Annotated in this window: 13 protein-coding genes and 3 pseudogenes; 5 read left to right on the top strand and 11 right to left on the bottom strand. The window is 62.9% G+C overall.

Going from position 1 to position 14,275, the window contains the following annotated elements:
* Positions 1–60: 60 nt before the first annotated feature.
* The 3 genes and pseudogenes from Raf01_RS51130 to Raf01_RS45080 all read right to left on the bottom strand — a co-directional run bounded on the left by Raf01_RS51130 (position 61) and on the right by Raf01_RS45080 (position 1,819).
* The gene (locus Raf01_RS51130) at positions 61–312 is read right to left on the bottom strand and encodes an integrase core domain-containing protein (protein ID WP_203924319.1); all 252 of its coding nucleotides are present in this window, start codon (positions 310–312) and stop codon (positions 61–63) included.
* The gene (locus Raf01_RS45085; protein ID WP_203924318.1) at positions 222–569 is read right to left on the bottom strand and encodes a DDE-type integrase/transposase/recombinase; all 348 of its coding nucleotides are present in this window, start codon (positions 567–569) and stop codon (positions 222–224) included. The genes Raf01_RS51130 and Raf01_RS45085 overlap by 91 nt, the downstream gene beginning before the upstream one ends.
* Before the next feature lie 100 nt (positions 570–669).
* Positions 670–1,819 (bottom strand): annotated as a pseudogene (locus Raf01_RS45080) (IS30 family transposase).
* 221 nt (positions 1,820–2,040) lie between these two features.
* Between Raf01_RS45080 and Raf01_RS45075 the strand changes: the two are divergent.
* From Raf01_RS45075 to Raf01_RS45065, 3 genes are all read left to right on the top strand, one after another.
* Positions 2,041–2,700, top strand: a complete 660-nt coding sequence (locus Raf01_RS45075) for a hypothetical protein (RefSeq protein WP_203924317.1) — start codon at positions 2,041–2,043, stop codon at positions 2,698–2,700.
* Positions 2,701–3,102: 402 nt separating this feature from the next.
* Positions 3,103–4,719 (top strand): PD-(D/E)XK nuclease family protein, encoded by a 1,617-nt coding sequence (locus Raf01_RS51125; protein ID WP_203924316.1) that lies wholly within the window; start codon positions 3,103–3,105, stop codon positions 4,717–4,719.
* Between the two features lie 21 nt (positions 4,720–4,740).
* Positions 4,741–5,523: a hypothetical protein gene (locus Raf01_RS45065; RefSeq protein ID WP_203924315.1), complete on the top strand. Its 783-nt coding sequence runs from the start codon at positions 4,741–4,743 to the stop codon at positions 5,521–5,523.
* Here Raf01_RS45065 and Raf01_RS45060 read toward each other — a convergent pair.
* The 4 genes and pseudogenes from Raf01_RS45060 to Raf01_RS45045 form a co-directional block, all read right to left on the bottom strand.
* Complete coding sequence (locus Raf01_RS45060; protein WP_239134481.1) at positions 5,520–6,503, bottom strand: ImmA/IrrE family metallo-endopeptidase; 984 nt, start codon at positions 6,501–6,503, stop codon at positions 5,520–5,522. The two genes, Raf01_RS45065 and Raf01_RS45060, sit on opposite strands and share 4 nt — an antisense overlap.
* 641 nt (positions 6,504–7,144) lie before the next feature.
* Positions 7,145–7,985 (bottom strand): annotated as a pseudogene (locus tag Raf01_RS45055) (IS3 family transposase); the annotation flags it as partial.
* A 163-nt stretch (positions 7,986–8,148) separates the two neighbouring features.
* Positions 8,149–8,733, bottom strand: coding sequence for a transposase (locus Raf01_RS45050; protein ID WP_203924313.1), 585 nt, complete (start codon positions 8,731–8,733; stop codon positions 8,149–8,151).
* A gap of 61 nt (positions 8,734–8,794) precedes the next feature.
* The gene (locus Raf01_RS45045) at positions 8,795–9,055 is read right to left on the bottom strand and encodes an IS110 family transposase (RefSeq protein WP_203924312.1); all 261 of its coding nucleotides are present in this window, start codon (positions 9,053–9,055) and stop codon (positions 8,795–8,797) included.
* Positions 9,056–9,361: 306 nt separating this feature from the next.
* On the opposite strand from Raf01_RS45045, the gene Raf01_RS45040 reads away from it, so the two are divergent.
* On the top strand, positions 9,362–10,612 hold the full coding sequence (locus Raf01_RS45040) for an IS256 family transposase (RefSeq protein ID WP_203924311.1): 1,251 nt from the start codon (positions 9,362–9,364) through the stop codon (positions 10,610–10,612).
* Between the two features lie 855 nt (positions 10,613–11,467).
* Here Raf01_RS45040 and Raf01_RS51120 read toward each other — a convergent pair.
* The 4 genes from Raf01_RS51120 to Raf01_RS45020 form a co-directional block, all read right to left on the bottom strand.
* Positions 11,468–11,734 carry a hypothetical protein gene (locus Raf01_RS51120; RefSeq protein ID WP_373319766.1) on the bottom strand — a complete coding sequence of 89 codons (267 nt, stop codon included), beginning with the start codon at positions 11,732–11,734 and terminating at the stop codon, positions 11,468–11,470.
* A 609-nt stretch (positions 11,735–12,343) separates the two neighbouring features.
* Complete coding sequence (locus Raf01_RS45030) at positions 12,344–12,565, bottom strand: hypothetical protein (protein ID WP_203924310.1); 222 nt, start codon at positions 12,563–12,565, stop codon at positions 12,344–12,346.
* 507 nt (positions 12,566–13,072) lie between these two features.
* Positions 13,073–13,258 carry a hypothetical protein gene (locus Raf01_RS45025; RefSeq protein ID WP_203924309.1) on the bottom strand — a complete coding sequence of 62 codons (186 nt, stop codon included), beginning with the start codon at positions 13,256–13,258 and terminating at the stop codon, positions 13,073–13,075.
* Between the two features lie 2 nt (positions 13,259–13,260).
* Positions 13,261–13,686, bottom strand: coding sequence for a GIY-YIG nuclease family protein (locus tag Raf01_RS45020; RefSeq protein WP_203924308.1), 426 nt, complete (start codon positions 13,684–13,686; stop codon positions 13,261–13,263).
* A gap of 456 nt (positions 13,687–14,142) precedes the next feature.
* Here Raf01_RS45020 and Raf01_RS45015 point away from each other — a divergent pair.
* A pseudogene (locus tag Raf01_RS45015) lies at positions 14,143–14,265 on the top strand (integrase core domain-containing protein); the annotation flags it as partial.
* Positions 14,266–14,275 lie beyond the last annotated feature (10 nt).

The following is a 14,275-nucleotide window of genomic DNA, read 5'->3' as shown; positions in this document are numbered from 1 at the left end:
TGATAGCTGCGCGACCACTAGATCACCGCGGTGACTGGGTCCCGGTTGGTGGTCCACCGGCTATGAGCGTTTCGTGTGCCGGTTGTTGTTGATCCACTGTTCTCGGTAGGCGTCTGGGGTGAGCCAGCCGAGGGAGCCATGGGGCCGGTAGCTGTTGTACTCGGTGCGCCAGTCTTCGGCCAGTACCCGCACCTCCAGCAGCGTGTCGAACTGTTCGCAGGTCAGGAATTCGTCGCGGAACCGGCCGTTGAACGACTCACAGGTGCCGATCCCGGGTCGATGTAGGCCGGATCCACGCCGGTGAACCGGCACCAGCCCTGGAGGGCGTACGCGGTCAGTTCGAGGCCGTTGTCCATCCGGACGTGCTCCGGACGCCTGCTCAGGGTGGTGACCAGTTCGTCGAGGACGGCGATGGTGGCGTCCGCGGTGAAGGACCGGGCCGCCCTCGTGGCCAGTGCCTGACGGGTGTACTCGTTGATGATGTTCAGGAAGCGGACCTGCCGGCCATCCGCGGTGACGTCGACCTGGAAGTCCAACGCCCACATCTGGTCCGGACGAGCCGCGCGCATCCGCTGGTGCCGGCCAGGACCGGTACGGCGTTTCTTACGTACCCTCGGCGGCCGTTTGAGGCCCTCTTCCAGCCACAACCGGCGGGTGATGTGGGCGGGTTCAACCGGTGTGCGCAAGGAGCTCGGCGAGTCGCTCTGATGGTTTCATATACCCGAGTGTTTTGCGGGGTCGGTTGTTGAGGCTTCGGGCATAGCAGGCGAGGTCTTCCGCGCTGTGTACCGACAGGTCGGTTCCCTTGGGCATGTACTGGCGCAGCAAGCCGTTGGTGTTTTCGTTTGAACCGCGTTGCCATGGCTTGTGAGGATCACAGAAGTAGACCTGAACGCCGGTGGAGACAGTGAAACGGGCGTGGTGAGCCATTTCCTTGCCCTGATCCCAGGTGAGGCTACGGCGCAGCTCGTCTGGCAGCGTGCCGATGGCGGCGCGTAGCGCCCGCTCGACGCCCACCGCGTCGCGACCGTCGGGCAGGTGCAGCAACAGCACGTATCGGGTGGTCCGCTCGACCAGGGACGCCGACCGCCGAACGCATGTCTCTGTCAATGATCAGGTCGCCTTCCCAGTGACCCGGCACGGCCCGGTCCTCGACTTCAGCCGGCCGGTCGCTGATCATGACCATGTCCCGCAACTGCCCCCAGTTCTCTGGACGTCGACGCGGTCGTCGCCTAACCCGCCCGGTACGCAAACACCGAGCCAGCTCACGGCGCAGCTCACCGCGGCCCTGCGCGAACAGAGACTGGTAGATGGTCTCGCGGCTCACGTGCATCATCGGATCGTCCGCGAACTCCATCCGCAACCGATGCGAAATTTCCTGCGGTGACCACCACTGCCTCAACCATTCGGTCACCTGGCTCGCCAACCGGCCACCGGACAGCTTGAACGGCTTCGGCCGCCGCGCCTGCACACGCGCACGCTGATGCGCCCGCCAGGCACGATAGTCACCCCGACCGCCGTTGGCAGCCACTTCCCGAGACACCGTCGAGACGGCCTTGCCCAGCCCGGCCGCGATCGCCGTAAAGGAATCACCGGCACGCAGGCCAAGACTGATCTCTTCCCGATCAGTCAGGGTCAGCCGTCCGGGACCAGGCCGCCATGAGTCCGATCGCACGGGACGTTTCGACTCCCGCCGCACTATGCTGCGCACGATCTCGTGTGAACAGCCGACCTGGCGGCCGATCTCCCGTAACGACAAGCCCTTCGCAGAAAGCCGCCGCGCCAGCTGGCGTTGCTCCATCGTCAGATTGCGCCTCATCACAACTCCCTCGATCGAATCGACGTATTCTCGTCGACTCATCGAGCCCTTGCGACGACCGGTTGAACCCGCCCCCGCTGACCCCCGCCGATCTGACCCGCATCCGCGACGCCCGACCCGCCGGGCCACCACCCCAACCGGCACCCGAACCCGTGCGGGTCGAACGTCGGGTCAGCTGCCGCGGTTCCCTGGCCGTTGCCCGACAACGCATCCATGTCGGCATGGCCCACGCCGGCCGCACCGTCACCGTCGAAACCTCCGGCAACACCTTCCGCGTCTACGACGGCCCCGAGCTACTCACCGAGGTCGCCCGCACCACCACCCGACCGATCGCCCGGTTCAAGGTCCGAAACCCGAACCGCCATGCCAGCTCGATCCGGCACAATGACCCGATGCCTCTCGACGAGCACGAGCTCTGGCACGTGCTCCACGCCCTGGACGACCCCGACCACCTCGAACGTCCCGCCGGCTTCGACAACCACCGCGCCCGGATCCGGTTCGATCAACTGGTGCAGCGACTCAACGTGTACTTCGATGGTCACTGCCAGGCCGACGGCAGCATCCAGGACGCGAGCCTCTACGGCCGCATCAACATCCCCGCAACGGCCACTGCCACCGGCCGGCCCCTCGTCGCGAGCATCAGCAACTTCGGTCCCCTGGCGGTCTTGTCCGTCGACAACCCCGGCGTGTGGAGTGACAACGAAGCCGCCCAACTCCTGCACCCGGACGACGCTCACCACGTCCACACCGCCCTGGCCGACCTCCACTACATCCGCATCCCCGAACAGCCCCTCCGGGAGCCCTACGACGGCGTCTATGACCCCGCCATCCTCGGGCCATCCGAAGCGACATGGTGGATCCGCTACTTCGACTACCTCTAAAATCAGACGCAACCATGATCGTCTAGCCCGACGTGTCTCCCATGTCCCGCGACTGATCTGTCACGGACGCCCTGGGGCCCGACAGATCATTGGCACGTTACTTCGTCGAGGACGCTGACCTCACGCTTCGCAACGAGGTCAAACCCTTCGTCGGCAAGTTCTCACTGCTAGGCGCTGGGGCATTGACCCTTCTCGAACATCCGTACGAAGGCGATTTCGCTACTAGACATGCGTATGAGAGGTAGCCGTCAAGACACGTCTTTCATCGATCGAACGTATGACGCACACTCGGCTGTTGTGGGCTGGTTTCTTCCGGACTCGAACGCCTAGTCTGACGCTGGGCAGTCGCCTCGTTACCGAAGATGCTGCTGGAGGCGTATCAGCTTGTCTTGGAACCCGCCAATGGGCCTTCGACAGAATGAGCAGACGTTCCGTGTCGGCGCGTCAGATGCCGAAGCAGTTGAGGACGACAGGAACTGTCGTCTGCACTTAGCGCTCAAGGTTCGCCCGCGAACAATCCCGGAAACCGGAGATTGGCTACTGCGCAAGGAGCCTTTCGCGCTCGGAGTTCTCACCGATGCGATTAAGGCTGTGAACGGCCGCCTTCTCGGCGGGATGGAGCTGTGGGACGCTGTCGAGAAGTCCATGGCGATGTTGAACCAGGAACAACATACTGGAGTTCGCAACTTCCTACGCCACGCACTCGACTGCTTCTTTCAGTATCATGAGGCGCGGGAGGAACAACTAGGGCGTCTCTATCTCATCGACACGTTCCCCGGGTTCGACAAGGGAAGATCAGCTAGATTGACGGCTTGGGGAGCTCTGTATGAATCGGCCAACGGGGATCGTGAGATGCGTAGGCTTCGTTACGGCGCCACGCATGATGAGCTTACTGCTTGGGCCTATGTCGCGGCCCACGTCGCTGCCGAGACAACGGGCAGATACGCACCAGTTCGTATCTGGGTGACAGAAGTTAGTCTGGAGACTGGGGTCGAACGTCACCTGATTAACGGAATTTCGCGATCCGAGGCAGCGAGTCTGTACCAGCAACACGCTAGACCAGCCGTCCTGGCAGCTACTGCTGGGATCGAGGCGAAGCCAGGGCGCAACTGCTCGTCTTGTAAGCTCGCCGGCGCCTGTCGGGCGCTGATACCCGCTCCCGGATTTATACAGACGGAAATGCCTGGCTTATGGACCCGATCTGTGTCCGCGTTAGATCTGGAGCGTTATGAGAAATGCCCCTCGCAGTGGCATATGGAGCGGGCAGCGCATCTGCCGCAGACTCGAGAAGGAAACGAGCAACAGCTTCGTGGCGCGGCAGTCCATCGATGGATGGCTGCTGCCCACCAACGCGAGACTCCGTGCGGCGCAGCGGATCTGCCGGTACCTGGTGATGGTGAGCCTGCGGTTGGCAACGAGGTGCTGGATCGGACGGAGTACGCGTTGGCCTACCCATATCTGCTATCGCACCTCGAATGCTGCCCACGAAAGGACCCTTTGGAACTTGTTGCCTCTGAACAGACGTTGTACGCATACGATCGCGTAAGTGATGTTGTGTTGGCGACCAAGGCTGACGCGGTCTGGCGTCGGGGCGACACCCTCGTGATCCGAGAAGTCAAGACCACACAGGACCAATTGAGCGAAGCTGTAGACGGCGATTCGATCTTCGATCGCTTCTTCGCTGTCGCTTGGGATCTTGTGATGTTGGACCAAGCGCTCATCCATCATTTCCATGCTGCTCGGGGTCAGGTTCAACTAGAAGTGCTGACGGCAACTGGCGGACGCGTATTTACTTTCGACACTGATGATACCGATCTCATGAAGATGGCTCGCGGGCGTCACGGTCGTCTGGCCCGAAGTTGGTTGACGGACATACGGTGGGAACCCACGCCTTACGTCGGTTGCCCGACCTGCACAGTTCGACGCTGGTGCGACGCCAGAGACATCTGGACGGAGAGACCGGCCACGTCCAGTAGCAGACCAGGGGCCGAACTGTCCGACGATACCCCCCCGTTCTAGAGCCTAGGTTAGGGACGCGTAGTGGCTGACCAATCGCGTAAGCCAACACCCCTCATGATGAAGCGTATCCAATCTATCCCGCAGCGGCCACCAGCCTACCTGACGCAACGTTCTGCATTCAGTACAAGTATTCCACCTTGCGGAATGAGCGGCGCCTGGGCTTATCTCGATACGGGAGTCATGTATTCCGCCTCATCTCGGGTGGCTTGCCTCAACGCATTCCTGGTCCATTATGATGGTCGGCTGTTTGTCGTCTCGACAGTGGAAGGCGAGGTACGACGGGCCGCCGATCCGGCGAATTCAGCATGGATCGACGGAGCAGTGCAGAATGCAGCACGAACTGCACGCGGTCGTTTCCTAGATAGTGGAGCCGTGGTCGTCGACGATGACGAACCAGAGAGCAAGATCTTCGACGAAGTGTACGGTCAGCTGTCGCGGTTACCGCATGCCTCGGGAAAGGGTCTTCGGCACGAACGCGCAAATGTCGGTGAAGCATTTACAATCGCGATATGCATCAAGCGCCGACGCCAGAGCCGGCGCGTGAGCTTTTTAAGTAACGACGGTGGAGCAAGCGTCGTTGCGACCTTTCATCATGTGCCAACGCGGAATTTTGGACACGTCCTCAGGGAGCTGGTTTGCGCCGGCCATTTCGGTCCTGATGAAGCATTCGAAGTTCTCGTGGCAGCTCAGCGCATCAGCGGTATTCCGCTCGACGACCTTCCCGTAGCGGCGACCACACTTGTATGCGACGCCGCAGAGCAGGCCTGCGCGACCTGTGACTTAATACGCAATTCTGAGGCCTAGCCACGAGGAGGCGCCGGCGCCCAGCCTTTGTCTACGAGTTCCTGCCGGACGTTGCTTAGGTCGTCGTCTCTCCCGAGAACGCTCGCAACAACTGACGCGTCTATCAAACTACTTTGGAAGGCATCCAGGGCCATAGCTAACAACCACTCTGAGGCGGAGCGGTCGTGCTGCGTCCGGCATGCTTCATCCCACTCTTCGCTCAAACCGGATGACCGCATCAGCAGATCTATACGCCCGCGGCGATAGGGGTCAAGATCGCTAGCGGGTACTTTAAGGTCCCATTGCATAGTATTCAGTGCTGCCTGCCTACTGATACCAAAATGCATCATAAGCATCGCTATGAAACGAGCGTAGGAGTGGCCTCTTTGCGGTCGATGCTCGCGCCAGAAATGTCTTACAGCTTCAGTCGGCGCAAGAAAGTGGCGCGCAAAGGTCTCGCACCGCAACTCAGTGTAGTCTTCCGGATCGACTTCCTTGCGTTCCACGATTACCGGACGAGCATCGTCGAACAGGATGTGGCAGAGTTCGTGCGCTAGGGTGAAACGCTGACGCCCCCACCAGTCTTCGGTATTGACGACCACAACCGAGCGTCTTATCGCTCCAGCGTCATCATGAACCGTCAGACCTTGGATCGAGTTTGGTATCGACTCAAGAACGACAGGCACGCCAAAGCTCTCAACAATCGGAACGATGTCTGCTACGGGTTCATCCCCCAAGTCGAGAAGGTCGCGGAGCCGCTCAGCGGTCCGGACGCCCGCCCTTTGGGCGAAGTTGTCACCCGAAACAGCTCGCCGCGCTCGGCTTAGCGTCTCCTGCGTCCGTACGTCTTCCTGCGGAAACCATGACAGCAGTAGGCGAAGATCGCCGAGGATTGTTTCCGCGCGTTTGGTCGCCCGGCTCACCTCGTCCGGCGTATGGAGCAGGCCAGCACGAAGCGCCACGGCCAAGCTACGCTCTGGCTGCACCTCTCCGGTCAGCACAGCCAACGGGACGCCGGAGAAGGCCGAGAGCAGAGCTAGGTCGCGAGTCGGTGGTCGCCTACGTCCGTCGAGGGCTTCTCGCAGCCATCCACCTCCGGCCGGTAGCCCAAGGCATTGGTAAAGCTCCTCGACTGGCCGCTTGGATGCTTGTAGAGCTGCACGGAAGCCTACCGACCATGCAGAGGTCTCGTCGGCCTGGCTCGTCATTGCCTTGACACGGCTCTCACTCAGAGTAGCTCCTCGGTAACAGGCCCGTACATCGACTCTACCTCCAAGGACCAGAGGAGGCAGTCCGCCGTACGCACGAGACAGACATCCGGCGTATGACGTTTTTGCACGCCCACTTACCCGGCCACCTTGCCAGTTAAGCGTCGGTCGAGCTCTACGAAGGCGACCCATCGCAACCATCGTTGCCGGTCGGAAGCCCAGAAACCGAAAGATCGGCGCTAGGCCTTCGTAGGGTATAGTACATGTGTTCGAAGAAGATCGGTACAGGCAGCCAGGCAGACAGCGGAGCCTGTCTTCAGACTGCCATTGCCCGAATCTCATCCTCGAGGTTTCGAGCCTCGTGCGATCCCTCGTACCGTTCCGCTCGGAGCTGGCGTGACCCCGTGAGCTGATCCGGGCCTTGCGAGAGTCGGTTATCGGTGGGTGCAGGCGGCAGCGTATCCGGCCGGGGTCTGGTAGGCCAGGGCCGAGTGCCTGCGGTGGTGGTTGTACTCGTCCTTCCAGTCGCTGATCACGACGCGGGCTTGGGTCAGGGACCAGAACAGGTTGATGTTCAGGCACTCGTCGCGCAGCCTCGCGTTGAACGACTCGACGTAGCCGTTGCGCCAGGGCTGACCGGGTGGGATGAACGCCAGCCCGACCCGCTCGCCTGCCCAGTCGGCCATCGCGACGCAGGCCAGCTCAGGGCCGTTGTCGCTACGCAGCACCTGCGGATACCCGCGCTGCCCGGCGATACGATCCAACTCGTTGATCAGGATGTCGGCAGTGATGGACCGGGCGACCAAGCCACCGAGACATTCCCGGGTGCGCTCGTCGACGATCGAGGCGATTTTGACTGGTCGGCCGTCGGTGGTGACGTCGAACGAGAAATCCACTGCCCAGACCCGGTTCGGGGCGTCCGCTGCGGGCAGGGTCGGTGCGGTGGTGACGCCCAGGCGTTTACGCCGGCGCAGCTGCGGTACTCGTAAGCCTTCGTCGCGCCACAGTCGTTGGAGCTTCTTGTGGTTGACGTGCCAGCCCTCGCCGCGGGCGTCGTGGTAGGCCCGCCGGTACCCCCACCTCGGGTGCGTCTTGGCGTAGTCGCGCAGCCAGCCGCGCAGTGCCCGGTCGGGATCGGTTGGTCGCTGGTCGCGGGGGTGGGCGGCGTTGCGTTGCACGGTTCTGCCCGGTCACGCGGCAGGCGAACCGTTGGCTGACCCCCATCACGCGGATCAGGTGGTCAACGGCCGCCCGTCGGCGTGCCGGACTCAGAATTCCCTCAGTGTCAGGCTGGTCCCGCCGCTGATGCGGTGGTTGGAATCCTGACCACCGGTGATCTGGCTCGCAGGTCACGTCCACGGAGGTGGTGTACGGCGGTTGGGTCGTTGACCTGACCGTAACTACATAGACGGTCATCGGATTGACACTTCTATGTTTGTCAAGTGGCCGCAGCGGTCAGCGTTCGTTCGAGGATCTTGAAGATCTTGCGCGCGGTGTAGCGCTTGAGGCATCGCCGTATCTCACGCCGCGTCTTGCCCTCAGATACTCGCCGGCTGATGTAGTCACGGGTTCGTGGGTCAGAGCGTTCCTGGCAGACGACGACTTGGTGGATCGCCCGGTTGAGCGCCCGGTCACCGTGCCGGTTGAGGCGATGCCGTTCGTTCTTGCCGCTGCTGACGGGAATGGGGCACACGCCGGCGAGGGCGGCGAATGATGCTTCGCTGCGGAATCGACCGGTCTCGGACCAGCTGATCCATGCCTGGGCTGCGGTGATCGGCCCGATACCGGGCTGTGCCAGCAGCGGTTCGACGTGCTGCTGGGTAAGTTCGGTGATGTCCTTGTCTGCTGAGTTGATTTCCTCGGTGAGGCTACGGATGCGTCCGCCCAGCCGGCGTAGCGTGGTCGCGCGAACACGCGTCTCGGTGTCCGCGCGGCGGCCGGTGCGTAAGCGTAGGCATGCCTCGACCAGGCGGGCGCCGGTGAGATGACGAAGTCGTTCGCGCAGGTCGTCAGGGGCGGCCATGATAACGGCCTTGAGCTGGTTGGTCGCCGCCGTGCGGCCCGGATCGCTCCGTCGCGGGTCGTCAATAACAGCCGAACCGCTTCGCGGCCCTGAGGGCGCGGGGCAGGCCGGCACCATGGCTGCGGGTTCCTTCCATCGCCCAGACGACTCGTGGTCCTGGACTGTGCTGGTGCGCCCAGCTCATCAGCTGGTTGTATCCGGCGGTGTCGGCTGTGACAGTGATCGCGGCGAGTTCTCCGCCGAGAGCGTTGACCAGGCTCGCGCTGTGGGTGTCGCGGTGCGTGTCCACGCCGATGACGGCGTCGACGGTTTCTGCCAGCATGGCGATGCGGTCTCCTCTCAAAGGCGGGCCGTGAACGGCGCCGGCCTGGGCGGAGACACCACGCGTACATATCTGTGATGAGTCACGCCGAAGAGCGGACAGGCTTCTGATCAGGTCAGCGGGGTGAGCCAGGCCGGCGTCGGTGGTCGCGGCGACGTGTCAATCCCAAGGCACGCACAGGGCGGCCAGATCCTTCGTGGGTCAACCGCGACCACCGGCTCCGATCCTGGCAGTACACCACCAAGAGCGGCCACCACAGACTCACAGATCCTTCAGAGACCGACCAAGATCTTGAAGGAGTATCCGATGACCGCACTTGAGAGTGCGGACGCTGCGGGCTGGCTTCGCCAGCAGGCGGCTGATGGCAGCAGCGACGTGTTGGCCACGATGGTGACCGCGTTCGCGAACGCGTTGATGTCGGCGGAGGCCGACACGGTCTGCGGGGCCGAGTACGGCCAACGCAGCGACGACCGCACGAATCGGCGTAACGGTTACCGGGCCCGGGAGTGGGACACTCGCGCGGGAACGCTCGAGCTGGCGATCCCGAAGCTACGGCAAGGCTCGTACTTCCCGGACTGGTTGCTGGAGCACCGCCGGCGGGCAGAGCAGGCCCTGGTCACCGTCGTGGCCACCTCATACCTGCTCGAGGTCTCAACACGGCGGGTCGAGAAGCTCGCTGAGCAACTGGGGGTGACCCGGTTGTCGAAGTCGCAGGTCAGCGAGATGGCTTCACATCTGGACGGGCAAGTCGAAGCGTTTCGCAGCCGGCCGTTGGACTCGGCGCACTACACGTTCGTGTCGTTGGACGCGTTGACGATGAAGGTCCGTGAAGACGGCCGCACCGTCAACGTCGCGTGCCTGATCGCGGTCGGTGTCAACGCCGACGGGCACCGGGAAGTCCTCGGCGTGGACGTGTGCGCCGAGGAAGACAGCGCCGGCTGGTTGGCGTTCCTGCGCAGCCTCACCGCCCGTGGCCTGTCCGGGGTGCGCCTGGTCATCTCCGACGCTCACCGCGGCCTGGTCGCCGCGATCGGGTCTGCGCTGCCCGGCGCCGCCTGGCAACGCTGCCGCACCCACGACCTACGCAACCTGCTCACCCGGGTCACGAAGTCCGCTCAACCCTGGATCGCCACGTTGGTGCGGACGAATTTCGACCAACCCGACTCCGACCAGGTCACCGCTCAGTTCAGCCGGGTCGTCGAGACCGTCGCCGGGAAGTACCCGAACCCGGCCATCCATCTCGACGAGGCCCGCGACGACCTGCTCGCGTTCACCGCGTTCCCGCACGAGATCTGGCGCCAGATCTGGTCGAACAACCCGCAAGAACGGCTGAACAAGGAAATCCGTCGCCGCACCGACGTCGTCGGGATCTTCCCGAACCGCGACGCGATCATCCGCCTGGTCGGCGCGGTCCTGGCCGAACAGACCGACGAGTGGACCGAGCAACGCCGCTACATGGGACCCGAACTACTCGCCAAAGCCCGGAAAGAGACCACCGACGATCAGCCCGACGACACCAACGCCAAGCCACAGCCAGAACTGACCACCGCCGCCTAAACTAGGACAAAGATCGCCGGTCGCGGCGTATTGCTACACCACGCCACTGGACGTGACCGGGGCAGGCCAGGGCGCAAGGGACCGTGTGACTCGCCTCTACTCAGACTCTCTTTGGCAGGGGCGAGCCTTCGGTCAGGGCACGGTGTAGCACTCTGAGGCCAAGGAGTATCGAGTCGCGAGGGTAGACCCATTTGCGAGTCTCGTCCGCGAAGGGTTCGATGTTCCCGATCGGCTCTCACTGCTGGTCTCGGAGACTCCCGCGTTCATCGAGGTAAACCGTGACGGTTATCTTGGTCGTCTCTCCGTAAAACCGAGGTCCGGCTTCGTAGCTGTAGCGGGCGACGAACCGTCCATGCTGCTCTATCTCGACGCGGTGCGTCCTGCCCCACTTCCGAACTTCCTGGACCAATGGGACGCCGACTTGCTCGCGCCAGTTCTGTTCGGCAAGTCGCGGCATAATCTGGCCGACTAGCTCTTGCATCTCGGCTCGTTGCATTTCCGCTACAGCATGCCGGTTCTGTTCGGCAGAGCGCGTAGCGGCCTCAGCCGCCTGCCGTGCCTGCTCCTTCTGCAAGCGGAACGCACGCTCAGCTGGGCTCTCAGGCTTCCGAACCCCCGATCGTTGAAGCGGCTGTGGTGCCGAAATAGATAAGACCGAATCAGAGCAGTCCCGGAACATAGCCGGAACAGCTACGGGATCAGGACCGGATGGGGTTCCGTACGGCCTCAACAGGCCCACGCCTCCGGCGGGTGGGGCCTCCGGCCCTACGACCTGGATCCGGCCTCCGGCGGCCTATAACGGGGCTGTTGCGTTGTGGGATCGGCCGGCGCGTTGAACCGTGTTCGGGGTCCGGGTCAGGTCGCCTGGGCGAGTTCGTTGAACGCAGCAGCGACCCGCAGCGCGGGCGGTGTGTCGGCCGCGAGTTCGTAGTAGCCGCGTCGAAGGTTCTGTATGAACGCGTGCCCCGCGATGACCTGATGTGGCCGGGCTTCTGAAACGGTTGCCAGGTGCCATCGACGCCGACCGACCTGCCCGCACTGCGGCTGCCCGTTGAGTGTGATGAGGAACTGGCCCGGCCGCGGCGACACGTCTTGGAGCAGCGTGTGACTGTCGATGCCCACTGGTGGAATGCAGCAATAGCGGAATTCCACCTGCCTGGCGGCTCCTCGTCGGTGCCGATGACGGAAGCGCGGCCACGAGCCCCACAATGTCCTCGTATTCGTTGGAACGGAACAGTTCGACGAGCGTGTCGACGTCGATGAGGTACGCACAGCTTGGTCGCTCACCATCCGAAGGAACGTAGACACCAGCGAGGCCGCCCTTTCCTCAACGGCGTAGGACCAAACCCAGCTATGGATGATCTGGTTGCACAGATCTGCCATTCTCACGCGGGCGGACTCGAACACCGGCAGCACGTACGCACTGCCACGACCGCAGCGCCCGGCCACATGGTCACCCCATTGATCGGTGATGCCGGGTTCGATGCACGGGGCACAGCTTCTTGACTACGAACGCCGCACCACTGGGCGGGGGTCGCTCGCCGGGTAACTGCGACGACGAGCGCAATTGACCATTCCGATGATTTGGGATTTCCAGAAGCCGACGTCTGACGATGTCCATGATCTGGACGCTGCCACGAACGCGTACCTCGAGATGGACTCCCGGTCGGAGTACCGTTTCCGGCGCGCCGATCGCGATGACAAGGAGTCGCCCGTGCTATGGGCCCATCCCTACAATCGATCATCGACTGTAGAGTAAAACTCTACAGTGCGGACTTTTTTTAAACCCTGTTGGTCGTCCAGCAGCTTGACCAGCGCTGACAGAACCGCGGCAAGCGATATCATCACTGCCTGGAACAATGTGGGTACGGCCGTTAAGCCACCCATCATCTGCACAGCCACCGAGGCGGCCAAAAGCGCCGCCATGGCCAAAGTTCCGAGGCTGAGCTTCACGTAGGGAAGTATCGCAGACATAGCATGGAGAAGGACAACGAGGACAACTGCGAAGGCCATACTGACGTCGCGTGACGTCCTCCATCACGGCACAGCGGGCATTGGTGGTGTCATGTGCACCCGGGCCGCGAACTGGAGTAGGCCGGCGGTATCGAGGGCGGGTGGCCCGCGTGGGAACATGGGTCTCATCGTGCTTTCATCGATGATCACTAGACTCGTGCTTGCCACGCCGCGATCCGTTTGCTCAACAGCTCTGATCGTCATGGGACGACTTACCTGCTTTGATGTGCCTACGGTCGTGAAGGCTCGGTCTACTTCGGCAGTGAAGAAATCTTCCGTGGTGGGGTGTCGATAGGTGAAGCTGCGGTGGACGTGGGCTGCGGTCGCAATGCGAAAGCGGTCGGCTCGGCGGCCGAACCGGCGACGGTCTTGAGCGCGTCGAGACGCGTTGCCGGCGGCGGGCGGTGTCGTCTCGACGGGCCCAGGTGGAAGCAGCGGGGTTCGCCGTCATGAGCGTGGCCGGATCGTCGGCATGCCGAGTGAGACGGCGGGGCGGGTGCGGCGGGTCAACGTGACTGCGTCCTGGATCTGTGCGCGTTCGTCCTCGGTGAGGTCGTCGAGGTGCTTCTTGATGCGGCGCATCAGGTGTCGGGTCCGGCCGATCTCGCTCGCCAGTGATCGCGGGCGAGTCACGCTCACAGGTACCATCTCTCCCAGCATTGCTCTCTGCACGAGGTGCTGATGTAGTCGCTCAGTTCGTCACACCAGCTGAACCACTCGCGGACTACGTGAAGGTGGCGGAAACTGTGCTGCAAGTCAGTTTCGAGGGCATGACGTCGGACGCTGTCGGGTGCGTAGATGACGTGCGCCAAGTCCAGTTCGGCCGGGTTGCCGGTCTGGAGGTCAGCGAGTCTGCGACGGGGATCGTCGCTTTTACCGATCTTGACTTGGTAGGGTTTCCCGCCGTTGACCCAGTCGGCATACTGGACGATGAAGTAAACCCCAGGGATGTTATGGGGGTCGTCGGGCGGATAGGCGGGGTCGGTCAGGATGTCCTTAACAGAACCGCGGTGATTGCGGCGCAGTTCGTCAATCCTCTTGCGCTCCTCCCTCCTATTCATCACGGCTTCGCCCGCCGGGCATGGGTGTCGACCGGAGCGGCGTCGCAAGAGAAGCCGAGGACTTGGGGAAGCTCGGTGGTCTCAAGGCCGAGTACAGGTGTACCTGGCGTAAGGACAGTCGTCGGGACGGGAATAGTCATGACTAATCGTTCTACTACACGCCCGCCACGTCAGGAGTATGCAGGCGGACAGTTTCAACGCGCCGCGGCCAGCCGCCAGGTGGCCCTCCAAGTGACCGGCGGCGGCGTGGGTTCCCAAGGGTGACTGGGCCGCGTCCACATCGTTGGGCTGGGCTCGTCATCACCGAGCTGGTCTACCGCTCGTGCGCCCGGTCCTGACTCCTAGCCTTCCGAGCCGAGACCGGGCGAATGCAAGGGTTTAGGGATCGTCGGTGTGTGCAGTCGCGAGCTGATGATTGGGGTCGGGTAGGCAGTAGCCCGCGCCGCGCGCGTCATGGTCAGTTCGTTTAACGCCATGCTGCGCGACGAGTGCCTGAACATCAACCTGTTCTGATCCCTGACCCACGCCCGTGTCGTCATCAGCGATTGGAAAGACGAGTACAACCACCGCCGCAGGCACTGAGCCTTTT

This window comes from Rugosimonospora africana, assembly GCF_016862975.1.
Taxonomy (GTDB): Bacteria; Actinomycetota; Actinomycetes; order Mycobacteriales; family Micromonosporaceae; genus Rugosimonospora; species Rugosimonospora africana.
The sequence above is the reverse complement of the archived record's forward strand: the minus strand, read 5'-3'. Positions and strand labels throughout refer to the sequence as shown.